The organism is Actinoplanes nipponensis, assembly GCF_016862275.1.
GTDB classification, from domain to species: Bacteria; Actinomycetota; Actinomycetes; order Mycobacteriales; family Micromonosporaceae; genus Actinoplanes; species Actinoplanes nipponensis.
This window is the reverse complement of sequence record NZ_BOMQ01000054.1, coordinates 41,460-65,563: the sequence shown is the minus strand read 5'-3', so window position 1 is coordinate 65,563 and position 24,104 is coordinate 41,460. Positions and strand designations below refer to the sequence as shown.

The window sequence follows — 24,104 nt, the reverse complement described above, 5'->3', positions numbered from 1 at the left end:
AGTTCTACACGACGCCGGACCGGTACGGGGCACCAACCGGTACGGCCTCACGTTCCCCCACCAGGCGCGCCAGATCCAGCAGCCGGTTGGAGAACCCCCACTCGTTGTCGAACCACCCGCGCACCTGCACCCCGCCGTCCGCGCTGGTCTGGGTGCCGGACGGGTCGAACAGGCAGGACGCCGGGTTGTCCCGCACGTCCACCGAGACGGTGGGATCGGGCTCGTAGTCCAGCACGCCGCCCAGGTAGCCGGCCGCCGCCTCGGCCATCGCCCGGTTGACCTCCTCGCGGCTGACCGGGCGGTCGGTGAAGCCGGTCAGCTCGGCCAGCGAGCCGACCGGGGTGGGCACGCAGTAGTAGCTGTAGCGCACCTTGCCCAGCCGGGGCAGCGCGACGCTGATCAGATCCCCGGCCACGTGGTTGTGCGGGATGATGCTGTCGTGCAGCGCCCGGCCCAGCCGGGGATCGTCGCGCGAGGAGCCGGTCAGCGTGTCCTGGGCCTTCTGCCAGCCCTGGAGGGCCAGCACGACCGAGGTGTGCACCGAGCGCAGCCCGAAGCGTTCCAGGAGCACCTTGGCCATCACCGACAACGCGTTCACGCCGCAGGAGGCGGGCGAGATGACGTCGTGCCGGCCGGGGTCGTAGACCTCGTGGTTGGCCCCGTAGACCAGCACGGCGTCGGGCTGGTCGGCCGAGGCGCTGATGATGACCTTGCGCGCGCCGCCGCCGGTGATGTGCTCGCGCGCGCCGGAGCCGCTGCGGAACCGGCCGGTGGCCTCGATGACCACGTCGACGCCGGCCTCCGCCCAGGGAATGCGGCCGGGCTGGGACTCGGCGAACGCCCAGATCGGGCGATTGTTGACAATGAGCTGGCCGGGCGCGGCGGACACCGTTCCGGGAAATCGCCCGCGCAGGCTGTCACGCTTGAGGCCATATGCCAATCGGTCCACCGGGGCGACGTCGTTAATCGCGGCGACGGTGATTCCCGCACCCGCGGAGCCACCGGCAATACGCATCACGCTGCGGCCGATCCGACCGAAACCGTTGATGCCGATCGCGATACTCACCAGGAACTCCCTACGGCCGGATGGTCGACGGACGTACCGTGGCTCGACCGTGCTGAGATCGTACCCAGCGAGCACCCGCCGTCACATCTCAGACACTATGAGTGTGCAAGTTGCACGTCAACTGGCGCCGACCGACGAGAACCTCACAAGCCGGGCGGTCCGGCCGGGCAGTCTACTCAACTGTGGATTCCCCTCTGGACAGTACCGATCACCTGGCAATATGGTGTCCCCCGGCAACACCGCGGGCTTGGTTCGCGCCCCGCTTGAGTAGTCGCCACCGCACCGCGGCCCGACCTCCCCGGGCCCGCGCCGCTGATCACCCGCCGCACACCCCCGCGGCGGCCGCCGGGCCGGATCGGCCCAGGTGAGGGCATTGAATCGGCTTGATGGCCGCCGCGGCGAATGCGTGGCATTCCACGCCCGATTCTGATAATCCGATCTTTCGATGGCGTACGGCCGCGTCGACCATTCAAACCGGTCGTGGCGGCGAACGCCGACCAACGATCCCCCACCTGGCCGACAATCCGGGCGGCCCGGCCGCCGGCCCACCCGGCCCGTGCCATCCGGCAACTATTCTTCGCCCGATCGAGGGCGGACCGCGGCCAAAATTGGCACAGTTGTTTCCGCCCCGGGCACGCCGGCCGGTGTCACCGCTGCGGGCCGCGGGGCGTCAGCGCTGCGGGCTGCGGGGCGGCGTCAGCAGGTCGGCCCGCTGGTCGATGGCCTCGGCCTGCCGGGTCACCTCGTCGCCGAGCCGGTGCAGCCGCCGCCGGGTCCGCTCGTCGGGCGACCTCTCGGCGCTCTCGTGCAGGATCGCCTCACTCTCCTCGAGAGCCTCGGCGGTGTCGTGCATGGCGGCGGCGGTTCCTCGCCTGTCCTCATCAGCGGTCACCGGGTGGTGATACCCGGACCGGCCGGACCACATGCCTCCCCGCCGGGGGATGCGAAAAACCGGCCGGACACGATCGCGTCCGGCCGGGACATCCTCGACCCCCGTGCCAATTTCCGACCACGGCGTATCCCCCAATCGAGGAGGTCGTTTCCGCTCATATCAGGACTTACCGGGGGAAGGGTGGGGTCCCAAGATCATGACCGAAGAAGACGCCGATGATGACGGCCGCGACGCGGGGCGAAGGCGGCGCCGGCTGCTGCAGAGTCTCGGGGCAGCCGCAGCCACTGCCGCGATCAGCGCCACAGTGCCGATCCTGATCCCCGCCGCGGGATCGCTCAGTAACTGGTTGCCCGGCAGTCAGAGCTGCAGGGCCGGGGTGGACCAGGGCACCACGGACACCTTCTCCCTGTCCACCGACCGAGGGCCGGCGGACTACCGGGCGCCGCTGCACGCCAGCATCGGGCCGCACGGCGATTGTCACGCCATCCTGCTGGTGCGGCCCGACTTCACCGTCCGGTTCTCCGTGCACGGCGAGTGCGCCACCTCCCGCGACGACGACCAGGTGGTGGACTGTCCGCTCCAGGCGGCCAAGTTGCAGCGGCGGAAGCCGCCGGCGAGCACCCAGTCGTACTTCGCCAAGATCCTGGTCGTCAACGATGCGGGTCTGCAGCAGCTCGACCGCGCGGGATACCTCAGCGCGAGCCGCCCGGAGAAGAAGGCTTCGTTCGAGGACCTGCAGGAACTCCTCGGCAAGGACCTGCGGGCGCACTACTGGAACAGCTCGATCGTCGTCATCACGAGTCCGGGCTGACCCGCCGGCTCGGGGCCGCCCTGCCCGGACACGGCCGATGATCAGGGCTGCCGGCCCGGAAGGCGACGGACGAGTCGACCTGTACGCCGGATTCTGTCCGCGGCGGCCTCGCGGCCGCCGGTGGCGGTCATCCATCTAGGCGTGCCGTTGCCGGCACGCTCGTGCGGCCTACCCGCAGACTCGGGCGAGCAGCCCTCGAATGCCTGCGCCGGCCCCCGCCTCGCGGCGGTGGCCTTGCTTGGCCTTGCTCCGGGTGGGGTTTACCGAGCCACCCCGGTCACCCGGGGTGCTGGTGGGCTCTTACCCCACCGTTTCACCCTTACCGGCACGCGGCCGGCGGTCTCTTCTCTGTGGCACTTTCCCGCGGGTCACCCCGGGTTGCCGTTAGCAACCACCCTGCTCTGTGGAGTCCGGACGTTCCTCGGCGGTGCTCCCCGGGGGGAACACCGACGCGACCGCCCGGTCGACTCGTCCGTCGCGGCACCATCCTACTGACGGGGCCGGGGACGCCGCGGGCGGACCGAGCCGGCGGGCCGTAGATTCTTCGGCATCATGGATCTCTCCCACATCGTCCTGCTGGTCGCCGCGGGGCTGGCCGCCGGGATGGTCAACGCGATCGCCGGCGGCGGCTCGCTGATCACGTTCCCGAGCCTGATCGCGGTCGGGCTGCCGTCGGTGGACGCCAACGTCTCCAATTCCGTCGCCGTCTTCCCCGGTTACGTCTCCAGCGTCGCCGGGAGCCGGGCGGACCTGGCCGGGCAGGGCCGACGGTTGCGGGCCATCGTGCCGACCAGTCTGGCCGGGGCCGTGCTCGGGTGCCTGCTGCTGCTGGGCACGCCGGCCCGGGCGTTCGAGGTGGTCGTGCCGTTCCTGGTGCTGGGGGCGGCCGCGATCCTGTTCTTCCAGGACCGGCTCAAGGGCCTGGTGGGGCACGCGCACGGCGAGAAGCGGGCGGCCCTGCACGCGGTCGTCTTCGTGGGGGCGATCTACGGCGGTTACTTCGGGGCCGCGCTCGGGGTCATGTACGTCGCCGCTCTTGCGCTGGTGCTGGACGAGACGTTGAATCGGATCAATGCACTGAAGAACGTCTTGTCGGCCTGTGTCGGGCTCGTCACGGTTGTGGTCTTCGCCATCTTCGCGCCGGTGCACTGGGGGGCCGTGCTGGCGATCGCTCCCGCCACGATCGTCGGCGGCTACGCGGGCGCCCACGTGGCCCGCCGGTTGCCGGCGCGGGTGCTGAAAGCGTTGATCGTCACCTTCGGCACGGTCGTCGGCCTCATCCTGATGTGGCGGGCGTTCCGCTGAGGCAGCAGAGCGACAGGGAAGGACAGATGGCGGACGACGACGCGGCCCTCGGGATCATCGAGACCCAGGTGGCCATGCTGATGCGGCTGGGCGAGGCCACCCGCCGTTCCTCGCCGCGGCCGCATCGCGCGCTCGACCGGGCCGCGTACGTGATCCTGCGCTTCCTGCAGGAGGCCGGCCCGCAGAACGTCTCCGCCGTGGCCAACCGGCTCAACCTGGACGGCTCGACCGTGACCCGGCAGATCAGCGCGCTGCACCGCGACGGCCTGGTCGAGCGGACCCCCGACCCGCAGGACGGCCGGGGCAGCGTGGTGGCCGCGAGCGCGCGGGGCATCGCGCAGGTCGACGCCGTGGGCCAGGCCCGCCGGGCCCTCTACGACGAGGTGCTGCAGGGGTGGTCGGCCCAAGAGCGCCAGGAACTGGCCGCAACGCTGGAGCGGCTCACCCGCGACATGGACGCGTACCTGAAAGGCCGCGGCCCCGGATAGGACATCCGGTGCCGCGGCACACTCGGGAGCGGGTCAGGTCGAGGAACCGAGGGTTTCCGGCGTCGTGCGGGCCTTCTCCAGCCGCGGGTCGCCCTCGTCGGCGAAGTAGTCGTCCGGCGCGGTGCCGTCGACCCCGTCGGGCGTCTTCATCGCCCGCAGGATCAGCGTCACGACCACCGCGATCAGCAGGTTGAGCGCGACCGCCACGAAACCGACGTAGATCGTCTTCGGGGTGTCGAAGCCGAACTTCGACAGCGGGAACGCCGAGCCGCCGAAGTGCGCGCGCTTGGTCGCCGCGTTCGGGATCTCGTAGAGCATCCACAGGCCCAGCGCCATGCCGGCCGCCCAGCCCGCCACCAGCGCGTTGCGGTGCAGCCACCGGGTGTAGAGGCCGATGGCCACCGCCGGCGCCGTCTGCAGGATGATGATGCCGCCGATGAGCTGCAGGTCGATGGAGAACTGCGGGTCCAGGAAGATGATGAACGCGACCGCGCCGACCTTCACCACCAGCGAGGCGATCTTGGCGACGCTGGCCTCCTGCGCGTGGGTGGCGTCCTTGCGCAGGTACTCCTTGTAGATGTTGCGGGTGAACAGGTTCGCCGCCGCGATCGACATGATCGCCGCCGGGACCAGCGCGCCGATGCCGATCGCGGCGAACGCGATGCCGGCGAACCAGGACGGGAACTGCTGGTCGAAGAGCAGCGGCACCACCGTGTTGCTGTCGACGCTGCCGGCCTTGGCGCCGGGCAGCGGCTTCACCCCGGCCGAGATGGCCATGTAGCCGAGCAGGGCGATCAGGCCGAGCAGGAAGCTGTACGCCGGCAGGGCCGACATGTTGCGCTTGATGACGTTGCGGTTCCGGCTGGCCAGCACGCCGGTGATGCTGTGCGGGTAGAGGAACAGCGCCAGCGCCGAGCCCAGCGCCAGGGTGACGTACTGCAGCTGGTTGTTGGCGTTGAGCGTGAGACCGTCGCCGGGCGCGGGCGACGCCTGGAACTTGGCGTTGGCGTCGTCGAAGATCGACCCCCAGCCGCCCAGCTTGTACGGCAGGTACAGCACCGCCACGATGATCACGAGGTAGATCAGCGTGTCCTTGACGAACGCGATCAGCGCCGGCGCCCGCAGCCCGGACTGGTACGTGTACGCCGCCAGGATCGCGAAGGCCACGATGATCGGCGCGTGCCGGGCGAGCGCGCTCTCCCCGGTCACCCCCATCGTCTTGAGCACGGCCTCGATGCCGACCAGCTGGAGCGCGATGTACGGCATCGTCGCCACGATGCCGGTGATCGCCACCAGCAGCGCGAGCAGCGGCGAGTCGAACCGGGTGCGGACGAAGTCGGCCGGCGTCACGAAGCCGTGCCGGTGCGACACCGACCAGAGCCGGATCAGGATCAGGAAGAACAGCGGGTAGATGACCACCGTGTACGGCACCGCGAAGAAGCCCGCCGCGCCGGCGCCGAAGATGAGCGCGGGCACCGCGACGAACGTGTAGGCGGTGTAGAGGTCGCCGCCGACCAGGAACCACGTGATCCAGCCGCCGAAGCTGCGCCCGCCCAGCCCCCACTCGTCGAGGTGGGCCATGTCGGTGGGCCGGCGCCACCGGGCGGCCAGGAAGCCCATGACGCTGACCAGCAGGAACAGGAACGTGAAGACGACGATCTCGGTGATGTGGTCACTCATCGCCGGCCTCCCGCGCCGCGGCGGAGACCCGGGGCCGCCGGGTCATCCGGTAGACGACCGAGGTGGTGGCGACGCCGACGAAGATGAACGCGAGCTGCAGCCAGTAGAAGGCCGGGAAGCCGAAGAGCCGCGGCGCGTCGAAGTTGTACAGCGGGGTGAGCAGCGGGAGCACGATCGGGATGACCAGCAGCCAGTTCCACGGGCTGCGGTCGCTGCGCGGTGCCGACATGCGGGGACCTCCTCATCGGAGCTCAGACAACGACCTTCGCATGGGTTTCCGCCGCGGGCGGGCTCAGCCGAGGCGGTGACCGTGGTCACGGCCATCGCCGCAGGTTACCGAGAGGTTTCTCCCACGATGCGCCAGGCCGTGATCACGCTGCGCCGAACGGCCGGGGTGGTGCGCCGAACGGCACACCACCCCGGCCCCGGCCGCCGTGCTACCGCCAGGGGGTCCAGAGACCGGCCGAGATGGTACGGGTGAGCGAGGCCTTCTCGTCGTCGCCGTCCAGCGACCACATCATCGCGCCGCCCAGCCCCTCGGCCCGGATGTACGCCGTCTTCTGCAGGATCTGCGCCGGGTCGTCGTACGTCCAGAAGGTGGTGCCGTCGAACAGCCACGAGTGGCCGGCCCGCCAGTCCCGGTGCACCTGGAAGCCCTGCGCCGGCAGGGTCTTCAGGGTCTTGTAGTCCTCGGTGCCCACCGCGAACGTGCCGGGGGCGCCGCCGGTGGCCGGGGCGAAGAGGCCGGTGCCGCCGGCGGTGATGCCGGTCCAGCCCTGGCCGTAGTACGGGATGCCGAGCACCAGCTCGCGGCTCGGCGCCCCCCGCTCGCGCCAGGCGTCGATGGTGCCCTCGATGGAGAAGTCCGGGTTGTCGGGCGCGCCGGCCGGCACCCGCAGGGCCGACTGCTGGTTGGCCCGGGCCTCCCAGGAGCCGTGGAAGTCGTAGCCCTGCACGGTGCCGAAGTCGAGGTACTTGAAGATCTTCTTCGCCTCGAAGCCGGCGTCGATCTTGGCCGGGGCGGCCGGCAGGAACGCGGTGAGGTCGTAGTGCCGGCGCTGGCCGCGGCCCAGCGCGTCCAGCTGCCGGCGGAACTCGGCGGCCAGCAGGGTGAAGTTCTGCTTGTCCTCGGGCCGGATCACGTTGCCGGCGTTGCCCTCCGAGCCGGGCCACTCCCAGTCGAGGTCGACACCGTCGAAGATGCCGGCGGCCACGCCCGCGGGCAGACCGGGCAGGTTGCCCCTGAGCCACAGGTCCACGCAGGAGCCGACCAGCTTCTTGCGGGACGCGTCGGTCAGGGCGGCGTCGGAGAAGGTGGCCGAGCCGGTCCAGCCGCCCAGCGAGATCAGCACCCGCAGCTTCGGGTTCTTCCGCTTGAGCTCGGCGAGCTGGTTGAGGTTGCCGGCCAGCGGCTGGCCGGCCACGTCGGCCACGCCGTCCACGCTGGACGCGTCGTTGAACGGCACGCCCCAGTCGGCCCACGGGTCGGCCGAGTCGCAGACGCCGGCCGCGGTGACCGGGCCGAACGCGTAGTTGAGGTGGGTGAGCCCGGCGGCGGCGCCGGACTGCTGGACCTTGGCGAGCGGGAAGTTCCGGCCGTAGATCCCCCACTGGGTGAAGTATCCGACCTTGACGTACGACTTGTGCTGGTGTGCCTGAGCGGCGGCGGGTGCGGCCGTGACGCCGACGAGTACGGCGGCGCCGACGGCCACCAGACGGCGGGATGTTCCGCGCATGAGCCCTCCAGGGGCGGACGGAGCTGATCAATAGAAAACAATGTTTCCTGATCGAGGAAGCTAAACGTCCGCACCCGGCGGGTCAATACCTCAGCGCAGGTGCGCGGTCTCATTCACCGAGCGGACCGCGATCCCGCCGTCCGGCCACATGTCCATGGTGGAGACGCCGGCCGCGTCCAGATACAGCCGGTGCAGGAAGGCGTCGCCCGCGGCCAGCGCGTCGCGCAGGATCAGCTTGATCGGCGAGACGTGCGAGACCACGACGACGGTGCCCGAGGGGTACGCCGACTGCAGCGTCGCCAGGGCCGCGCGGACCCGCTTGGCCACGGCCTGGAAGGACTCCCCGCCCGGCGGCGCGACGGCGGTCGAATCGAGCCAGCGGTCCAGCTCGGCCGGCCAGCGCTCGCGGACCTCGGCGAACGTCAGGCCCTCCCAGTCACCGAAGTCGCACTCGATCAGGTCGGGCAGGATCGTGACCGGGATGTCGCCCTGGTCCGCAGCGATCAGCTCGGCGGTGCGCGTACACCGCCGCAGGGGTGAGGAGACCACGGCCGTGACGTCGCGCGAGATGCCCGCCACCCGCCCGGCCGCGGCCATCGCCTGCGCCTCGCCCTGCTCCGAGAGCGGGACGTCGCCCCGGCCGGAGTAGCGGCCCTGCGCGGTCATGGCGGTCTCGCCGTGCCGGACCAGGATCAGCCGGGTGGCGGTGTCCAGCGACGGCGGCGCCCAGTTCCGCGGCGCCTTGGGCTCGGTGGGGGAATCGAAGGCCACCGGCTTGCCGGCCGCCTCGTCCATCGCCCGGTTGGCCAGCGCGTCGGCCAGCTTGTTGCGCTCGCGCGGGATCCAGTCGAAGGTCACCCCGGCGAAGCCGTCGACCAGCTTGGCCGCCTCGGCGGCCAGCGGGCGCAGCCCCGGGTTCTTGATCTGCCACCGGCCGGACATCTGCTCGACCACCAGCTTGGAGTCCATCCGCACGTCGACCCGGGTGGCGCCCAGCTCGGCGGCGGCGCGCAGCCCGGCGATCAGGCCCTGGTACTCCGCGACGTTGTTGGTCGTGGTGCCCAGCGAGGCGTACCGCTCCAGCAGCACCTCGCCGGTGCCCTCCTCGAGCACGACGGCGCCGTACCCGGCCGGTCCGGGGTTGCCCCGCGACCCGCCGTCCGCCTCGACGACGACCCTGAGCTCGGCAGTCACAGGCCGGACTCCGCGGTACGGACCATGATCCGGCGGCACTCCTCACAGCGGACCACCTCGTCGGCCGGCGCGGACTTCACCCGGGCCAGGTCGGCGCCGTACAGCTCGATGCGGCAGCCGCCGCAGCGACCGGAGCGCACCAGCGCGGCGCCCAGTCCGGTGTCCGCGCGGATCTTGTCGTACAGGGTGACCAGGTCGGCCGGCAGGTCGGCGGCGAGCGGGCCGCGCGACTGCGTCTTGAACTCCTGCTCCTTGGTGATCTCGGCGTACGCCGCGTCCCGCCGGGCCTCGGCCGCCGCCCGCCGCCCGCTCGCCTCGGCCAGCTTCTTCTTGACCTCGTTGAGCGCCTGCTCGGCGCCCTCCCGCTGCTCCATCAGCTCGAGCTCGGCGTCCTCCAGCTCGGACTGGCGGCGGTTCAGCGTGGCCAGCTCGTGCTGCAGGCCCTCGATCTCGCGCAGCGCGCCGCCGGCGTTCAGCCGGGCCGTGTCGCGGTCCTTGCGGGTGCGGACCTGCTCGATGTCCTTCTCGAAGCGGGCGATGTCGCGGTCGAGGTCGTCCACGGCGACCTGGGCGCGGACCCGCTGGTCCTCCAGCGCGGACAGCTCGCGGGAGATCGTGGCGATCTCCGCCAGCTCCGGCAGGGACTTGTGGCGGTGGGCGAGCTGGGCCAGCGCGATGTCGACGGCCTGCAGGTCGAGCAGTCGGCGCTGGTCTTGCGGGGCGGCCTTCACGAGAGGAACTCCTTATTTTCCGCTGACCGCGTGCACGGTCCAGGGGTCGGTGTCGAGGTCGGACACGAGGGCCGTGACCGGGAACTGGGCGCGCAGCCAGCCCGCCAGCTCGTCGAGCCAGGGACGCTCGGTCGCCCAGTGGGCGACGTCGAGCAGCGCCGGGCCGCCGCCGGCGAGGTTCTCGCTCACGGGATGGTGCCGCAGATCGGCACACAGGTACGCGTCGACGCCCGCGGCCGCGGCGGCGCCGAGAAACGAGTCGCCCGCGCCGCCCTGCACCGCCAGGGTGCGGATCACCCGCCCGGGATCGCCGGCCGCGCGCACCCCGCCGGTGGTGGCCGGCAGCCGGCGCGCGACGAAGGTGGTCAGCTCGGCCAGGCTCATCGGGGTGGCCAGCTCGCCGATCCGGCCCGCGCCCCGCCCGCCCCCGGCCGCCGGGCTGTCCGGGGCGGCCGGCACCAGCGGGCGCAGGCCGACCAGGTCGAGCCGGGCGGCGAGGGCGTCGGCGACGCCGGGGCTGGCCACGTCGGCGTTGGTGTGCGCGGTGTAGACGGCCACCCCGGCGTTGATCAGCCGGTGCACCAGACGTCCCTTGGAGGTCTCGGGCCAGAGCGAGGAGACCCCGCGCAGCAGCAGCGGGTGGTTGGCGACGATCAGGTCGGCGCCGGCCGCGACCGCCTCCTCGACGGTCGCCGCCACGCAGTCCACCACCAGCAGGATCGTGCGCACCGGGGCGTCCGGGTCGCCGAGGACGGGCCCGACCCGGTCCCACTGCTCCGCCCAGGCACGGGGGAAACGGGCATCCAGGGCGCCCACCACGTCACGGACGGTCGGCTGGGCAACGGCGGTGTGGGTCACGGCCGCCCACTCTACCCAGCTTCAGGAGCGGGCTCCGGGCTCGACTCGGTTGTCGGCGGGGAAACGGGCGTGCAGGGCCTGCAGCGCCCGCCGCCACGGGAACTGACTGCGGAACCGGTCGTTCTGCCCGGGGCCGCCCAGCCGGACGACGTCATCGCCGTAAAGCACCTGAACGCCCCAATTGCGGAGCCGGGCGATGCTCTCGTGCAGCGTGGGGTGCAGCGCCATGACCTTGTTCGTGTACGGCACCACCACGGTCGGGATGCCGAAGCCGTACCCCTCGACCAGCAGCCCGAGCACCAGGGTGTCGGTGATCCCGGCGGACCACTTGTTGATCGTGTTGACCGTCGCCGGCGCCACGATCATCGCGTCGGCCTGCGGCAGGAGATCGTCGTCGCCCGGGTTCTTGTAGTAGCTGCGGACCGCGTGGCCCGTCTGGGCCTGCAGGGCGGCGGCGTCGATGAACTTGCGCCCGTCCGGCGTGGTGATCACGCAGACCTCCCAGCCGTCCCGCTGGGCCAGGTCGACGAGCACACCGACGTCGCGGGCGATGGGCGAGCCGCAGACGAGGACGTAGAGCACGCCGGGCGAGGTGTCGATGCTCATCACCCGAGAACCCACCTCATACGCCGACTCCCATCTGCTCGGCCAGCTCCGCGATCGGCGCCGGCGGTGTGCCCCGGGTGCGTCGCAGCACGTCGGAGATGACCTCGTGGGCGAGCGGCCGGCAGCGGATCTCCGCCGGGGCGAGCCGGTCGCCCTCCAGCAGCATCTCGCTGGCCTTCTCCACGTCGCCGACCTGCGAGTAGCCGCGGGCGATGTCCAGGTAGTGGTGGGCCCGCCGCTCCGGCAGCATCGCGGCGAAGCTCTCCGGGTTGATCCGGTTGTGCGTCTCGATCGCCTTGCCGCCGTCGCCCAGCTCCACCGCGGCCGCGGCCCGGTGCAGCTCCACGTTGGTCGGGCCGAACGACGACCAGTAGTAGTTGAAGTCGCCGCCCAGCGCGCCGGCCGCCTGCTCGGCGCCGCACACCAGGTCGCGCACGGTGGCGCTGTCGCCGATCCGGGCCGCCGCCATGGCCCCGGTGAGCAGCAGCAGGCCGTACACCGAGAGCCGCTCCGGGGTGGCCGCCTCGGGGGTCATCGGCGCGAGCCGGTTGGCGATGTTGACGTTGACCTCCAGGGCCGAGCGGATCCGGCCGAGCGAGAGCAGCGCCATGCCCACCCGGTGCGTGGCCATCCCGGCGAGCAGCTGGTCACCGGCCCGCTGCGAGACCGCGATCGAGCGGTCCGCGGCCAGCCAGGACAGCTCGTGCTCGCCGACCTTGCGCAGCGCCGACGAGGCGATCTGGTAGACCTGCCCGAGCAGGTGCGCCGCGTCGCGGGCCTCGTCGCCGGTGGCGTGGGCGCTGTCGGCCGCCTGGGCGTCGCGCAGCAGCTGGGGAAGTTTGCGGGCGAGGACGCCGTACTTGGCGTGCTGGTAGGTCAGCCAGGCGTGGCTCACCGCCTTGCGCATCTCGGTCAGCGGCGGCGCCACGGGCACCGGGTGGAAGAACGCGCTCATCTGGTCGTACCGCTCCAGGGCCGCGCGGATCTCCTCCACCTCGACCTGGTCGATGCAGTTCTGCGTCTCCGGCCGGCGCTCGACGTCCTTGCCCAGCAGCAGCTGGACGTCGATCTGCAGGACGTCGGCGATCTCATAGACGACGGAGAACTTGTCGAGCCGGCGTACGCCTCGCTCCACCTTGTCGACCCAGCTCTTCGACTTGCCCAACCGGTCCGCGAAGACCTGCTGGGACATCTTGCGACGGCCGCGCCAGTAGGCGACTCGGCGGCCGATCGGCAGCTCGTCCACGGTGCCTCCCCCACTCATCCGGCGACCCCCGCCGGTGAGCATGTCCGGTGTCTCAGCTGCAGTGTGGACCTCACTGGACCGTGCGGGTCGCACAGCTTGTGTGATCGCCTGCTCACCGATGCTCGATAGTTTCTCATGCAAGTTGCAATAGCTGATCTGCCCCAACAAACGAGGCGTGTCCTGCCGGGTAACGGCAGTCGCGCCTGCTATAGCGGCACGAGTGCCGGATCGGGGGTATTCCGACCATGCAGTGGAGCAACCGATGGCCGATCGGCCCATGGGAGTACCTGGATCGATTGCGCCTGCGGCGCGCCGCGCTGCGGTACGCCGCCCGGGGGTGGGCCGTGACACCGGGCGCCCGCCTGGACGGCCACCGTTTCGCCTGCGGCCGGCCGGGCTGCCCGATCCGGGGCTGCCATCCCGCCGTCGAGTCCTGGGAGGACGACGCCAGCACGGACCCGGCGCGGGTGGCGGGCTGGTGGCGCCGGCGGCCGTACTCGGTGCTGCTGGCCACGGGCCGGACGTTCGACGCGCTGGAGGTGCCCGCGGCCGTCGGCCTGCGGGTGCTGGGCGCGGTGCGCCTGCACACCGGCGTCCTCGGCCCGGGCCGCGGAGAGGCGCGCGGTCCGGTCGCGGTGACGCCGTCGGGACGCTGGATGTTCCTGGTACGCCCGGGCGCCGACCTGCGACCGGAGCTCGGCGCCTGCCTGGACGTCCTGCGGCACGGGCGTGGCTCGTGGATTCCGGCCGCGCCCAGCCGTACCCCGGAGGGCCCGGTCCGCTGGGCCGTCTCCCCCGAGCAGACCGCCTGGCGCCTGCCCGAGTCCGCAGCCGTCCAGGCGATGCTGCTCGACGCGCTGGAGGCCCTCGGCCGCCGGCCGCGGCCCGCCGCCGCGGTGAGTGTTCCCCGCCAGCTGTCCACGGCCCGCCGGGCGGCGTGACGGGGACCCACCGGACGTTCTCGGGACCGACGGTATCGGGGCATGGCGCGGGGAACTCATCGTGGCTGACAACCTATTTGCCTACCTTGGGGTAGTCGAGTCACCCGAAGGAGTGAACATGCGATCACGGTGTGTTCCCAGGGTCGGCCGTTCGGGGCTTGACGGCCGGGGAAGATGGCCGCATGGCGCATTCCCACGACACTGTGGACTGGGCGGAGCTCGGTCCCGATCTCATCACCGACGCGGAGGTCAACGCGCCGATGGTGGACCAGGCCCTCGAGTGGCTCGCGCGGCGCGTACCGCGGGCGGATCTGGCGCTGGATGTCGGCAGTGGCCCCGGAATCGCGGCCTGCCGGCTCGCCCAGCTGCTGCCCGGCGCGACCGTGCTGGCCGCCGACGGCGCCGCGCCGCTGCTGGCCCTGGCCCGCGAGCGGGCGGCGCGGCTCGGCCTCGGCGAACGGGTGGTCACCCGGGAGGTGAAGCTGCCGGACGGCCTGGCCGACCTGCCCCGCGCCGACCTCATCTGGGTCAGCGGCGTTGCGCACCATCTGCCAGATCCGGCAGCCGGCGTACGGGCGTTCGCCGGGCTGCTGCGGCCGGGCGGGGTGCTCGCGCTGCGCGAGGGCGGCCTGCCGTTGCAGTACCTGCCGCCGGCCGCGGACGGCGGGCTGGCCGCCCGGATCACCGTGGTCGACCAGGCGCTGTCCCGGGACCACGCGCACCCGATGGGCGCCGTCGTCGCGCCGCGCTCCTGGCCGGAGCTGCTGGCCGAGGCCGGGCTCGCCGAGGTGCGCAGCCGCAGCTTCCTGCTGGACCTGCCGGCGCCGCTGCCCGGGCCGGCCCGGCGGCACCTGGCCCGTACCCTGCGCCGCACGCGGGAACTGCTCGCGGACCACCTGTCGGCCGGCGACCGGGCCCGGCTGGAGGTCCTCGCCGATCCCGATCACCCGGAGGGCGTGCTGCACCGCCCGGACGTCTTCCTGCTGCGCGCCACGACGGTCCACACCGCCGTCCGAGGTTGACACTTGACCGGTTCAGTGCTGACATCGACGTTCATGATTGTTCAGCGCTGTCGCCGGGCCCGGCGAGACCGGGTACGACCGGGCCGCATGACCGGTGTTCTGATGGCCGCCGCCCTGGCGCCGGCTGTCCTGCTGCCCACCGCCCTGCTGCCCACCGCCGCGGGCGCGGCGCCCCCACCGGTCCGGCCCGGCGCCGTGCTGTCCCAGGCGCACACCGCCGGGCGCGTGGAGGCGACCCGGGACGCGGCGCGGTACAGCTGGCCCGGGGTCTACTTCGAGGGCCGGTTCCGCGGCACGGGCGTCGGGATCGCCCTGGACGACGCCGCCGCCGACTACGACGTCCAGGTCGACGGCGCGACGGTCGCCACCCTGGTGACGCCCGGCCGGACCACGTACTGGGTGCGCGACCTGGCCCCCGGCGCGCACCGGGTACGGCTGGTCAAGCGGTCCGAGAGCCCGTGGGCGATCAGCGAGTTCGGCGGCTTCCGGGCGGCGCCCGGCGGCGCGATCCTGCCCGGCCCCCCGGCCCGGCACCGGCAGATCGAGTTCATCGGCGACTCGTACACCGCGGGCTACGGCAACCTGTCCCCGACCCGCGACTGCACCGGCGACGAGGTCAACCGCACCACGAACGCGGACCTGAGCTTCGGCGCCCGCACCGCGCGGCAGCTGAACGCGGACTACCAGATCAACGCGTTCTCCGGCCGCGGGATGGTGCGCAACTACAACGGCGGTGAGCCGGGAACCAGCTACCGCACCTACTACGACCGGGCGCTGCTGAGCGTGGACGGCGACGTGTGGCGGCCGGGCCGGTGGCGGCCCCAGCTGGTGGTGATCGGCCTGGGCATCAACGACTTCTCCACGGCGATCAACCCGGGCGAGCCGTGGACGCCGGAGAGCCTGGTCGCCGCGTACCGGGCGGCCTACCTGGAGTTCCTCGGCAAGCTGCGGGCCCGCTACGGGCCCCGGACCGTCATCGTGGTCAGCGCGACCGCGGTGTCCGGCACCACGGCGTTCGCCGACACCGCGCGGCAGGTCGTCCAGGAACGCAACGCGCAGGGGGACGAGCTGGTCCGCTACTGGTACTACGACAGCGCGGGGCTGGACTACGGGGGCTGCCACTGGCATCCGTCGCTGCACGACCACGAGGTGATCGCGGAGCGGCTCGAGGCGTATGTCGCCACCTTGCCGGTGCGCTGGTAGGTCTCACGACCGTGCGGGTGTCACGGCCGTGCGGGCCTCACTGCCGTGCGGGCCTCAGGGGGTGCGGGTGGAGCGGGCGCGGACGTGCATGCGCTCGCCCTGGCGGCCGAAGATGCTCAGGAACTCGACGGCCTCGCCGTTCGCGCTGCCGAACCAGTGCGGCACCCGGGTGTCGAACTCCGCCGCCTCCCCCTCCGGCAGGACCAGGTCGTGCTCGCCGAGGATCAGGCGCAGCCGGCCGTGCAGGACGTACAGCCACTCGTACCCCTCATGGGTCTTGGGGTCCGGCTCGGCCGGAGCGCCGGCGGCGATGAGGTGCTTGAAGGCCTGCAGGCCGGTGGCCTGCCGGCTCAGCGGCAGGATGGTCTGGCCGCTGCGGTGCCGCAGCGGCCGGGCGTAGATCCGCGGGTCGCCGGTGGGCGGGGCGCCGACCAGCTCGTCCAGCGGCACCCGGTAGGCGCCGGCCAGCGGCAGCAGCAGCTCCAGCGTCGCCCGGCGCTGCCCGGACTCGAGCCGGGACAGGGTGCTCACCGAGATCCCGGTGGTCGCGGCGAGCTCGGCGAGGGTCGTCCCGTGCTCCTGCCGCAGGGCCCGCAGCCGCGGCCCGACCGCCGCCAACACGTCCTCGTTTGCCGTCATGGCAACAAAGCTTGCCACTTCTGCGGGACCGGGGCCACCGTGGCGGCATGACATACGACGTGATCGTGATCGGCGGCGGGCCCGCCGGACTGAGCGGCGCGGTGGCCCTGGGCCGCGCGCTGCGGTCGGTGCTGGTGATCGACGCGGGCGAGCCCCGCAACGGCCCGGCCGACGGCATCCACAACTTCCTGACCCGCGACACCATCCCGCCGGCGGACTTCCGGGCGGCCGGGCAGGCCGAGGTACGCCACTACGGCGGCGAGATCATCGACGGCCGGGTCACGGCCGCGGGGCGCGACGGCGACCTGCTCACGGTGCGGTTGGCGGACGGACGGTCGTACGCCGCCCGGCGACTGCTGGTCACCACCGGGCTGACCGACGAGCTGCCGGACATCCCCGGGCTGCGCGAGCGGTGGGGCCACGACGTGCTGCACTGCCCGTACTGCCACGGCTACGAGGTGCGGGGCCGGGCCATCGGGATCATCGGCGGGTCGCCCCTGTCGGTGCACCAGGCGCTGATGTGGCGGCAGTGGAGCGACGACGTGACCCTGTTCCAGCACACCGCCCCGGAGCCGGACGCCGAACAGGCCCGCCAGCTCGCGGCGCGCGGCATCACGGTGGTGCGGGACAAGATCGCCGAGGTGCTGGCCGAGGGTGGCCGGCTGACCGGCGTACGGCTGACCGACGGCGCCGTGATCGCCCGCGAGATCCTGGTCGTGGCCCCGCGCTTCCTGGCCAACGCCGAACCGCTGCCGTCGCTGGGGCTGACCGCGACGGACAACGACTTCGGCAGTTCCGTGGTGGCCGAGCCGAACGGGCGGACGGCGGTTCCCGGGGTGTGGGTGGCCGGCAACGTCACCGACCAGATGGCGCAGGTGATCAGCGCGGCGGCAGCGGGGCTGCACGTGGCCGCTCAGCTCAACATGGATCTGATCATGGAGGAGACCGGACGGGCGGTCGCGGCCGCCGGGTGAGCCGCCGCTCTCCACCGACGGCTTTTGACGTCAGCCTTCACCCCACCGCCGTGCGGCTCACTGGAACGTGAGCCTTCACCCCCACCGCCGTGCGGCTCACCGGACGGTCAGCCCTCACACCCCCGGCCGTGCGGCTCACCGGACGGTCAGCTGCAGCAGCCGCCGCCTCCGGCCGAGGCGGACACGAGGGTGAGCGGCGCGGACACCAGCCCACCGGCGACACCGGTGGCCAGCCCCCGGCCCGCGATGTCCGCACCGGTGACCGGGTTGCTGTTGCAGACGCCGGTCTCCGGCAGGTCGAGCTGCACGTCGCGGGCCGCGGCCCAGTCGCCGGCGAGCGCGGCCGCGACCGAACGAGCCTGTTCGTAGCCGGTGGCCAGCAGGAACGTCGGGGCCCGGCCGTAGGACTTCACGCCGATCGCGTAGAAGCCCGGCTCGGGGTGCGACAGCTCGTCGACGCCGTGCGGCGGGACGGTGCCGCAGGAGTGCTCGTTGGGGTCGATCAGCGGCGCGAGGGCGCGGGTCGAGCCGAGCACCGGGTCCAGGTCCAGCCGCAACTCCGAGGTGATCGTGTGGTCCGGGCGGAAGCCGGTGGCCGACACGATCCGGTGCGCGGTGACCGTACGGGTGCCGTCGGAAACCTCGACCGTGCCGTCCGTCCCGGCGGTGACGCGCTGCACCCGGAAGTCGCGGAGCAGCGTGATCGCGCCGGACTCGACGTGCTCGCGCAGCCGGCTGCCCAGGGCGCCCCGGGCCGGCAGCGCGTCGGCCGTCTGACCGCCGTAGCTGCGGGCCGGGTCGGCCGCCCGGATCGCCCAGGTCACCGCGGTGCCGGGCGCCTGTTCGGCCAGCTCGGCCAGGGCGAGCAGGGTGTTGGCGGCGGAGTGCCCGGCGCCCACCACCAGCGTGTGGCGGCCGGCGAACCGGTCGCGGTCGCGGCCCAGGACGTCGGGCAGCGCCGATTCCCGGAACGCCGCCGCCTCCGCCTCACCGTGGGCGGGGATGCCGGAGGCGCCGAGGACGTTGGGCGTACCCCAGGTGCCGGAGGCGTCGATGACCGCGCGGGCCAGGATGTCCTCGCCGCCGGCCAGGCGGACCAGGAACGGGGTGGTGGCGCGGCCGGCGGTACGGACGCGGTCGAGCCCGAGCCGGGTGATCGCGACGACGCGGGCGCCGTAGCGGACGTGCGGCTTGATCGCGGGCAGGTCGGCCAGCGGCTGGAGGTAGTCGGCGGCCAGCTCGGCGCCGGTGGGCAACCGGTCGTCGGCGGGACGCACCCAGCCGGCCTCGGCGAGCAGGCGGGCCGCGGCGGTGTCGATGTCGTAGCGCCAGGGCGAGAAGAGGCGTACGTGGCCCCAGCTGCGCACGGCGGCGGCGGGACCGTCGCCGGCCTCGAGCACCTCGAAGGCGAGCCCGCGTTCCCGCAGCTCGGCGGCCGCGGCCAGACCGACCGGGCCGGCCCCGACGATCACGACCGGCAGCCCCGCCCACTCATCACTCGATCCTGATACGTCATGCCCCGCGGCGTCGTGGCTCCCCTGCCCCGCCGCCTCGCCGCAGCAGTTCGCGCCGGCGGCCAGCGCCTCGTCCTTGGCGGCCGGGTCGCAGCAGGCGCCCGCCGCCTGGGCCGCTTCGGTGGTGCCGCAGCAGGGACCGGCACCGACAGTCTCGTCACTCATGACTTGGCTCCTCGAACACTTCGCTGGATCGACTGCGGTCTAACTTCCGCCACCACCTTGCCTCGAACTTAGACAAGTGTCAAGCTATTGCCATGTCCGTTCTCACCGTGGTCGACGTCCCGCCGGCGGCGGCGTGCTGCCCTCCCCTCTCGGCGCAGGCGCTCGCGCCGCAGGCCGCCGCCGAGCTGGCCCCGATATTCAAGGCGCTCAGCGACCCGGTCCGGCTGCGGCTCCTGTCGCTGATCGCGGCGTCACCGGAGGCCTGCGTCTGCGACCTGACGGACGCCTTCGACGTGACGGGCGCGACCATCTCGCACCATCTGCGGGTGTTGCGCGAGGCCGGGCTGGTGGACGCCGAGCGCCGGGGCACCTGGGTGTACTACTCGGCGCAGAGGCAAGCCCTGGACCTGCTGGGCGGCCTCCTGGCGTCCCCCGCGACGGCGTCTCATCAGGGCTCGCTGATATCAGCCGGTTCCGATGTCGTCCGGCTGCTGGCCGATCCGCTGCGGGCCCAGCTGGTGGAGATCCTGGCCGGCGGGCCGGCGTGCACCGCCTACCTGGTGGCCGAGACCGGGGCCAAGCAGCCGAATGTCTCCGGCCACCTCAAGCAGTTGCGGGAGGCCGGGGTGGTGGGAGCGGAGCCGCGGGGGCGGTACACGTTCTACCGGCTGGTGCCGGAGATGTTGCAGGGCGCGGCGGCGCATCTGGGGGACCTGGCCGAGCAGGCGCGGGCGAACGCGGACAACTTTCGGTCCTGACGGACGCCGCCTCAGCGGCCGGAGGCCAGCTCGCGGTAGGCGGCGATGACCGCAGCCGTGCGTTCGGCCAGTTCCGGGCCGGCCTCGGTGCGGGGCGGGCCGGCCGCCGTCAGCCGGGAGATCGCCAGTTCCGCTTCGCGGGCGGTGTCGCCGATGCGCTGCTCGCGGATGAGGTGCTCCCCCGCCAGCGCGGCGGCGTTGATGCTGGCCAGGATGCGGTTGGCCGCCCCGGCGGTGGACCGCCAGAGTGACTCGACCCGCAGCCGCTGCTCCGCCAGCGCCTGCACGGCCGGGCTGTCCGCCGGCAGGTCGTGGCGGTTGGCCTGGGTGAGCTCCTCGCGCAGGCGGCGGATCTGCTGGCGCCGAGCCATGATCGCGGCGAGTTCCTCCAGCGCGGCCGCCAGGCTCCGGTCGGCGTCGTCCGCGTCGATCATGTGCCGCAGCGCGGGCCAGGTGCGCCGTACCCGCTTGGCCACGGCGAAGGCCCGCTCGAACGCGGCCCGTTCCTCGGCGGCGTGCAGCACGTGGGCGCGGTCGCCCTTGGGCAGGGCGATGATCCCGGTCCGGGCCGCCCGCGCCTGTTCCACGGCCACGAAGGCGACGAGCGCCACCGAGCCGCCCGCGGCCAGCCACCAGGCGACGCCGAGCGCGCCGAGCACGGCCGACAGCACCACCAGCGCGAGGACGAGCTGGGAGGCGAACCGCGTCCGCTCCTCCCGGCTGCGCCCGCTGGGCGCAACCGGCACGACCTCGGTGACCGAACCCCAGCGAACCCGCCGGGCCCGCCCGGTACGCATCCTGAGCGGAACGGGCGACACGACGACCTTCTCCGCGTCGATGCCGATGTGCAGGCCCCTGGGCCCCGGTGTGACCACGGTGCACCCTTCCGCCTGCGGGAGCTGAGCGGGCCCGGACGCCGAGGGGGTTACGCCCGGGCCCGCTCACCAGCGGAGCCGTCCGCCAGTGCCTGAAGGAATCGGGTGGACGTGGCCCTACCTGAGCTCACGCCGGGTGCAGCGAGGGTGCATACCGCCGGGCGCGGGCGATGGCGGTGTGCACCCTCGCGATCGGCGAACTCGAGCGACGCCAGCGGCCGAGACGGAACCGAACGGGCAGGCCGCGTACCGCCGCACCGGCTCATGCCGCCTCGGTGACCACCCCCGTCCCGTCGCCGGCGCCGCTGCGCTGCGCCGGGGCCACCGGCACGGCGTCGGGCGTGATCAGGCCGAGGTGTTCGAGCCGGGCCAGGATCCCGCCCCGGCTGCGCCCGAACTCCGCCATCAGCTCCCGTGAGCTCGCGCCGGCCCGATGCCGCGCGGCCAGCCGTTCGTCGTCCTCGGCCGTCCAGCGGACGCCCTGGTTACGGTGGCGCCGCTGCCGCTCCCCCGGCGCCGTCGGGGCGGAGGCCGCCGAGCCCGACGCCGTCAGGCGTTGGCGGCGCAGCGCGGCCAGGCCCGCCAGCGTCGAGGTCAGGGCGTCCGCCACCGGGGCCAGGTCGGCGGGCGAGATCCCCCCGCTGATCTCGCTCACCACCTCGCCCGTGGCGCTCCACCCGACCAGGGACAGACCGATGGGCTCGTCGCCGGTGCCGGCGGCGGTGAGCTGGTAGACGTGCGGACCGATGGTCAGATGTCGTTCGAGGTTGAGGTGTGGACGGTGATCGTTCTCGGGTGGGTGCTCGTTGTCATCCATGCCGCGACGGTAGGACCGGCCACTGACATTTTCCGGCTCGGCGTGGCGCACGGCTCCGCGCGTCGCGGACAACTATCCGGAAAGGACCTCGCGGCCCCGCTCGGCTCGGAGGTTCCGCGCTGGTCAGGCCAGGCGGTTGCGCAGGATCGGCACGCCCGGGCCGTCCAACTCGGTCAACGCCACGCCGCGGCCCGTCATCGCCAGCATCAACGCTTCCGCCGGACCGGTCACCAGCGGACCCGTTCCCGTGGCCCAGTCCAGGTCCGCCGCCTCGAAACGCAGCCCGGCCAGGCGCCGTCTCGGGGCGAAACCGACGGCCCGGCCGCCCACCAGGAAATCCAGCGACACGCGCAGCCGTTCCAGCCGCAGCCCGTGCGGCAGGCCCAGCGGCCGCCGCATGTCCTGGCCGTGCACCTGCAGGTCGGTGAGCTGCCCGGGATAGCCGACGATCGGCGGCCGGAACGGGTTCTCCGCGTTGTCCCGCAGACCGCGGGCAAGCTCGCCCGGCGGTCGTTCGGCCGTCAGCACCGCAAGCCGCGCGTTGGCCCGGTGGATATTGAAGCCGCTGCGGGCGACCAACGGCAGCAGCGGCGTGACCGGCTTGCTGATCGCCGCCAGCAGGTGACCGGCGACTTCCCGGACCGTCCACTCGCCGCACAGGCTGGGGGTGTCGAGCTGCTCGGGGGTCAGCGATTCCACCAGATCGGCGACGCGGCGCCGCTCGTCGGCGATCGCGGGGAGGATATCCACAGGGTCAGGCTAACGTCGCGCGGCCGCCCGGCCATCGCCCGTACGCTGGCCGCCGTGACCGACTGGACCGCCACCTTGCCGCGCAAACGGATGGGCGCCGCTCTCCTCCTGCGGGATCGCGACGACCGCATCCTGCTGGTGGAGCCCACCTACAAACCCGACTGGGAGCTGCCCGGCGGCGTCGTCGAGGCCGACGAGTCGCCGCGGGACGCCGCCGCCCGCGAGATCACCGAGGAGCTCGGCCTCACCGTCGTGCCGGGGCGGCTGCTGGTCGTCGACTGGGTGCCGCCGCGCGACGGGCGCACCGACGGATTGATGCTGGTCTTCGACGGCGGCCGGTGCGACGGTCCGGCGCGCCTGGCCGCCACGGAGCTGCGCGGCTGGGCCTGGTCCGACCCGGACGAGGCGGCCCAACGCCTGCGGCCTCTGCTGGCCCGCCGGGCCGCGGCGGCCCGGCAAGCAGTGCGCACCGGCGTCACCGCTTACCTGGAGGACGGTCGTGAGCCGGACTGAAGCATCGAGAGGTGCGGAAATGTCAATGCTTGACCGGACGTCACGGCCACGACGACAGTCGGGGTATGACCCTTGCGCCGGAACAGTTGTGGCGCAACCGGGAGTTCAACCTGCTCTGGGTCAGCCAGTCGCTCTCCGACGTGGGCAACGCGATCTCCGCGCTGGCCGTACCGCTGCTGGTGCTGGCCCTGACCGGCTCGCCGGTGCAGGCCGGGCTGGTCGGCACGATCGGCCTGGTCGCGACGGTGGTGTGCCGGCTGCCGGCCGGCGTGCTGGTCGACCGCGCCGACCGGCGCCGGATCATGCTCAGCTGCGACGCGATCCGGCTGGTCGCCTATCTCGCGCTCGGCGTCGCGGTGCTGCAAGGCCGGGCGACGCTCACCCTGGTCGTCGCGGTCGTGGTGATCGGCGCGGCGGCCAATGCCTTCTTCGGTACGGCGGAGCACTCGTCCCTGCGCACCATCGTGCGCCGGGGCCAGTTGCCGGCCGCGGTCGCCCGCAACGAGGCCCGCAGCTATGCCACGTCGCTGGCCGGTCCGCCGGTGGGCGGCCTGCTATTCGGCCTCGGCCGCTCGCTGCCCTTCTTCGGCGACGCGGTGACGTTCCTCGCCTCGTTCGCGGGCATCTGGCTGATCCGCCGGCCGCTGCAGCAGGCCCGGGACATCGAGCCGGGCGGGCACGCGGCCGCCCTGGCCGAGGGCTTCCGGTTCGTGTTCGGCGACCCGTTCCTGCGGGCCGTGCTGTTCATCGCCGCACCGCTCAACCTGGCCATCCACGGCATCATCTTCACGATCATCGTGACGCTGCAACGCGACGGCGTGCCCCCGGCCATCATCGGTGGCGTGGAGACAGTGGTCGCGGTCGGTGGCCTGCTCGGGGCCCTGGCCGCGCCGGCGCTGCAACGGCGGCTGCCGCTGCCGGCGCTGATCCGCGGCATCTGCTGGACCGCCGCGTTGCTGATGTCGGCCAGCGCCCTGCTGATCCACAGTGTCGCCGCGGCTGTGCCGGTGGCGCTGGCGGTGTTCCTGGGCCCGGCGTCGAACGCGGCGCTGTTCGGCCACCAGGCGGCGATCACGCCGGACCGGCTGCAGGGCCGGGTGGTCAGCGTGATCATCGTGGTCGCGACGTCGGTGGCGGCCGCCGCGCCGTTGCTGGCGGGCGCGCTGATCACCCTCTGGAACCCGCCGATGTCGGTGCTGGCCTTCGCCGCCACCGTGGGGGGCGCGGCGGTGGCCGCGACCACGAGCAGCGGCATCCGCGAGGTCCGACCGGCGCCGTAGGGGTGCGGGCCGGTGTTGTAGGTATGCGGGCCGGCGCTAC

At 72.9% G+C, this 24,104-nt stretch carries 25 protein-coding genes, 1 other RNA gene and 1 pseudogene; 11 read left to right on the top strand and 16 right to left on the bottom strand.

From position 1 onward, the window contains the following. Positions 1 to 4: 4 nt before the first annotated feature. A complete protein-coding gene (locus tag Ani05nite_RS23155; protein ID WP_203771361.1) occupies positions 5 to 1,066 on the bottom strand; it encodes a type I glyceraldehyde-3-phosphate dehydrogenase in 1,062 nt (353 codons plus the stop codon). Positions 1,067 to 1,736: 670 nt separating this feature from the next. Next, positions 1,737 to 1,958 (bottom strand): hypothetical protein, encoded by a 222-nt coding sequence (locus Ani05nite_RS23150; protein WP_203771359.1) that lies wholly within the window; start codon positions 1,956 to 1,958, stop codon positions 1,737 to 1,739. Positions 1,959 to 2,334: 376 nt separating this feature from the next. Here Ani05nite_RS23150 and Ani05nite_RS23145 point away from each other — a divergent pair, with 376 nt between their 5' ends. Then, positions 2,335 to 2,769, top strand: coding sequence for a hypothetical protein (locus Ani05nite_RS23145; protein ID WP_203771357.1), 435 nt, complete (start codon positions 2,335 to 2,337; stop codon positions 2,767 to 2,769). 66 nt (positions 2,770 to 2,835) lie between these two features. Here the strand turns inward: Ani05nite_RS23145 and rnpB are convergent. Then, positions 2,836 to 3,240: RNase P RNA component class A (gene rnpB, locus Ani05nite_RS23140), an RNA gene on the bottom strand. Positions 3,241 to 3,321: 81 nt separating this feature from the next. Here rnpB and Ani05nite_RS23135 point away from each other — a divergent pair. Continuing rightward, positions 3,322 to 4,074: a sulfite exporter TauE/SafE family protein gene (locus Ani05nite_RS23135; protein ID WP_203771355.1), complete on the top strand. Its 753-nt coding sequence runs from the start codon at positions 3,322 to 3,324 to the stop codon at positions 4,072 to 4,074. Between the two features lie 26 nt (positions 4,075 to 4,100). Next, a complete protein-coding gene (locus tag Ani05nite_RS23130; RefSeq protein WP_203771353.1) occupies positions 4,101 to 4,562 on the top strand; it encodes a MarR family winged helix-turn-helix transcriptional regulator in 462 nt (153 codons plus the stop codon). A gap of 33 nt (positions 4,563 to 4,595) precedes the next feature. On the opposite strand, the gene mctP is transcribed toward Ani05nite_RS23130, so the two are convergent. The 8 genes from mctP to Ani05nite_RS23090 all read right to left on the bottom strand — a co-directional run bounded on the left by mctP (position 4,596) and on the right by Ani05nite_RS23090 (position 12,613). Next, on the bottom strand, positions 4,596 to 6,242 hold the full coding sequence (gene mctP, locus Ani05nite_RS23125; RefSeq protein ID WP_203771351.1) for a monocarboxylate uptake permease MctP: 1,647 nt from the start codon (positions 6,240 to 6,242) through the stop codon (positions 4,596 to 4,598). Continuing rightward, positions 6,235 to 6,471, bottom strand: a complete 237-nt coding sequence (locus Ani05nite_RS23120; RefSeq protein WP_203771349.1) for a DUF3311 domain-containing protein — start codon at positions 6,469 to 6,471, stop codon at positions 6,235 to 6,237. Before Ani05nite_RS23120 ends, mctP begins: the two co-directional genes overlap by 8 nt. A 208-nt stretch (positions 6,472 to 6,679) precedes the next feature. Next, positions 6,680 to 7,978 (bottom strand): glycoside hydrolase family 18 protein, encoded by a 1,299-nt coding sequence (locus Ani05nite_RS23115; protein ID WP_203771347.1) that lies wholly within the window; start codon positions 7,976 to 7,978, stop codon positions 6,680 to 6,682. A gap of 90 nt (positions 7,979 to 8,068) precedes the next feature. After that, positions 8,069 to 9,172 (bottom strand): bifunctional RNase H/acid phosphatase, encoded by a 1,104-nt coding sequence (locus Ani05nite_RS23110; protein WP_203771345.1) that lies wholly within the window; start codon positions 9,170 to 9,172, stop codon positions 8,069 to 8,071. Continuing rightward, positions 9,169 to 9,903: a zinc ribbon domain-containing protein gene (locus tag Ani05nite_RS23105; RefSeq protein WP_203771343.1), complete on the bottom strand. Its 735-nt coding sequence runs from the start codon at positions 9,901 to 9,903 to the stop codon at positions 9,169 to 9,171. The genes Ani05nite_RS23110 and Ani05nite_RS23105 overlap by 4 nt, the downstream gene beginning before the upstream one ends. A gap of 12 nt (positions 9,904 to 9,915) precedes the next feature. Beyond that, positions 9,916 to 10,761 carry a Nif3-like dinuclear metal center hexameric protein gene (locus tag Ani05nite_RS23100; protein ID WP_203771341.1) on the bottom strand — a complete coding sequence of 282 codons (846 nt, stop codon included), beginning with the start codon at positions 10,759 to 10,761 and terminating at the stop codon, positions 9,916 to 9,918. A 21-nt stretch (positions 10,762 to 10,782) separates the two neighbouring features. Further along, positions 10,783 to 11,367, bottom strand: a complete 585-nt coding sequence (locus Ani05nite_RS23095) for a flavoprotein (RefSeq protein ID WP_203771339.1) — start codon at positions 11,365 to 11,367, stop codon at positions 10,783 to 10,785. A gap of 16 nt (positions 11,368 to 11,383) precedes the next feature. Continuing rightward, on the bottom strand, positions 11,384 to 12,613 hold the full coding sequence (locus tag Ani05nite_RS23090; protein WP_203771337.1) for a helix-turn-helix domain-containing protein: 1,230 nt from the start codon (positions 12,611 to 12,613) through the stop codon (positions 11,384 to 11,386). 245 nt (positions 12,614 to 12,858) lie between these two features. Between Ani05nite_RS23090 and Ani05nite_RS23085 the strand changes: the two genes are divergently transcribed. The 3 genes from Ani05nite_RS23085 (at position 12,859) to Ani05nite_RS23075 (ending at position 15,779) form a co-directional block, all read left to right on the top strand. After that, positions 12,859 to 13,554, top strand: coding sequence for a bifunctional DNA primase/polymerase (locus Ani05nite_RS23085; RefSeq protein ID WP_203771335.1), 696 nt, complete (start codon positions 12,859 to 12,861; stop codon positions 13,552 to 13,554). A gap of 182 nt (positions 13,555 to 13,736) precedes the next feature. After that, a complete protein-coding gene (locus Ani05nite_RS23080; RefSeq protein ID WP_203771333.1) occupies positions 13,737 to 14,576 on the top strand; it encodes a class I SAM-dependent methyltransferase in 840 nt (279 codons plus the stop codon). A gap of 87 nt (positions 14,577 to 14,663) precedes the next feature. After that, the gene (locus tag Ani05nite_RS23075; RefSeq protein WP_239130517.1) at positions 14,664 to 15,779 is read left to right on the top strand and encodes an SGNH/GDSL hydrolase family protein; all 1,116 of its coding nucleotides are present in this window, start codon (positions 14,664 to 14,666) and stop codon (positions 15,777 to 15,779) included. Positions 15,780 to 15,833: 54 nt separating this feature from the next. Here Ani05nite_RS23075 and Ani05nite_RS23070 read toward each other — a convergent pair whose 3' ends face one another. Beyond that, complete coding sequence (locus Ani05nite_RS23070; protein WP_203771331.1) at positions 15,834 to 16,418, bottom strand: helix-turn-helix domain-containing protein; 585 nt, start codon at positions 16,416 to 16,418, stop codon at positions 15,834 to 15,836. Between the two features lie 47 nt (positions 16,419 to 16,465). Between Ani05nite_RS23070 and Ani05nite_RS23065 the strand changes: the two genes are divergently transcribed. After that, a complete protein-coding gene (locus Ani05nite_RS23065; RefSeq protein WP_203771329.1) occupies positions 16,466 to 17,392 on the top strand; it encodes an NAD(P)/FAD-dependent oxidoreductase in 927 nt (308 codons plus the stop codon). A 146-nt stretch (positions 17,393 to 17,538) separates the two neighbouring features. On the opposite strand, the gene Ani05nite_RS23060 is transcribed toward Ani05nite_RS23065, so the two are convergent. Next, positions 17,539 to 19,071, bottom strand: a complete 1,533-nt coding sequence (locus tag Ani05nite_RS23060) for an FAD-dependent oxidoreductase (protein ID WP_203771327.1) — start codon at positions 19,069 to 19,071, stop codon at positions 17,539 to 17,541. Between the two features lie 92 nt (positions 19,072 to 19,163). Here Ani05nite_RS23060 and Ani05nite_RS41300 point away from each other — a divergent pair. After that, positions 19,164 to 19,502: pseudogene (locus Ani05nite_RS41300) on the top strand (ArsR/SmtB family transcription factor); the annotation flags it as partial. Next, the gene (locus Ani05nite_RS41295) at positions 19,479 to 19,829 is read left to right on the top strand and encodes an ArsR/SmtB family transcription factor (RefSeq protein ID WP_275410610.1); all 351 of its coding nucleotides are present in this window, start codon (positions 19,479 to 19,481) and stop codon (positions 19,827 to 19,829) included. The pseudogene Ani05nite_RS41300 and the gene Ani05nite_RS41295, both read left to right, overlap by 24 nt. 11 nt (positions 19,830 to 19,840) lie before the next feature. On the opposite strand, the gene Ani05nite_RS23050 is transcribed toward Ani05nite_RS41295, so the two are convergent. The 3 genes from Ani05nite_RS23050 to Ani05nite_RS23040 form a co-directional block, all read right to left on the bottom strand. Further along, positions 19,841 to 20,704: a hypothetical protein gene (locus Ani05nite_RS23050; protein WP_203771323.1), complete on the bottom strand. Its 864-nt coding sequence runs from the start codon at positions 20,702 to 20,704 to the stop codon at positions 19,841 to 19,843. Between the two features lie 262 nt (positions 20,705 to 20,966). After that, positions 20,967 to 21,521 carry a hypothetical protein gene (locus Ani05nite_RS23045; protein WP_203771321.1) on the bottom strand — a complete coding sequence of 185 codons (555 nt, stop codon included), beginning with the start codon at positions 21,519 to 21,521 and terminating at the stop codon, positions 20,967 to 20,969. Between the two features lie 123 nt (positions 21,522 to 21,644). Beyond that, complete coding sequence (locus Ani05nite_RS23040) at positions 21,645 to 22,271, bottom strand: maleylpyruvate isomerase family mycothiol-dependent enzyme (protein ID WP_203771319.1); 627 nt, start codon at positions 22,269 to 22,271, stop codon at positions 21,645 to 21,647. Positions 22,272 to 22,325: 54 nt separating this feature from the next. Here Ani05nite_RS23040 and Ani05nite_RS23035 point away from each other — a divergent pair, with 54 nt between their 5' ends. Beyond that, on the top strand, positions 22,326 to 22,784 hold the full coding sequence (locus tag Ani05nite_RS23035) for an NUDIX domain-containing protein (RefSeq protein WP_377880805.1): 459 nt from the start codon (positions 22,326 to 22,328) through the stop codon (positions 22,782 to 22,784). Positions 22,785 to 22,849: 65 nt separating this feature from the next. After that, entirely contained in the window at positions 22,850 to 24,064 is a 1,215-nt protein-coding gene (locus Ani05nite_RS23030) for an MFS transporter (RefSeq protein ID WP_203771317.1), read from the top strand. Positions 24,065 to 24,104: the final 40 nt, after the last annotated feature.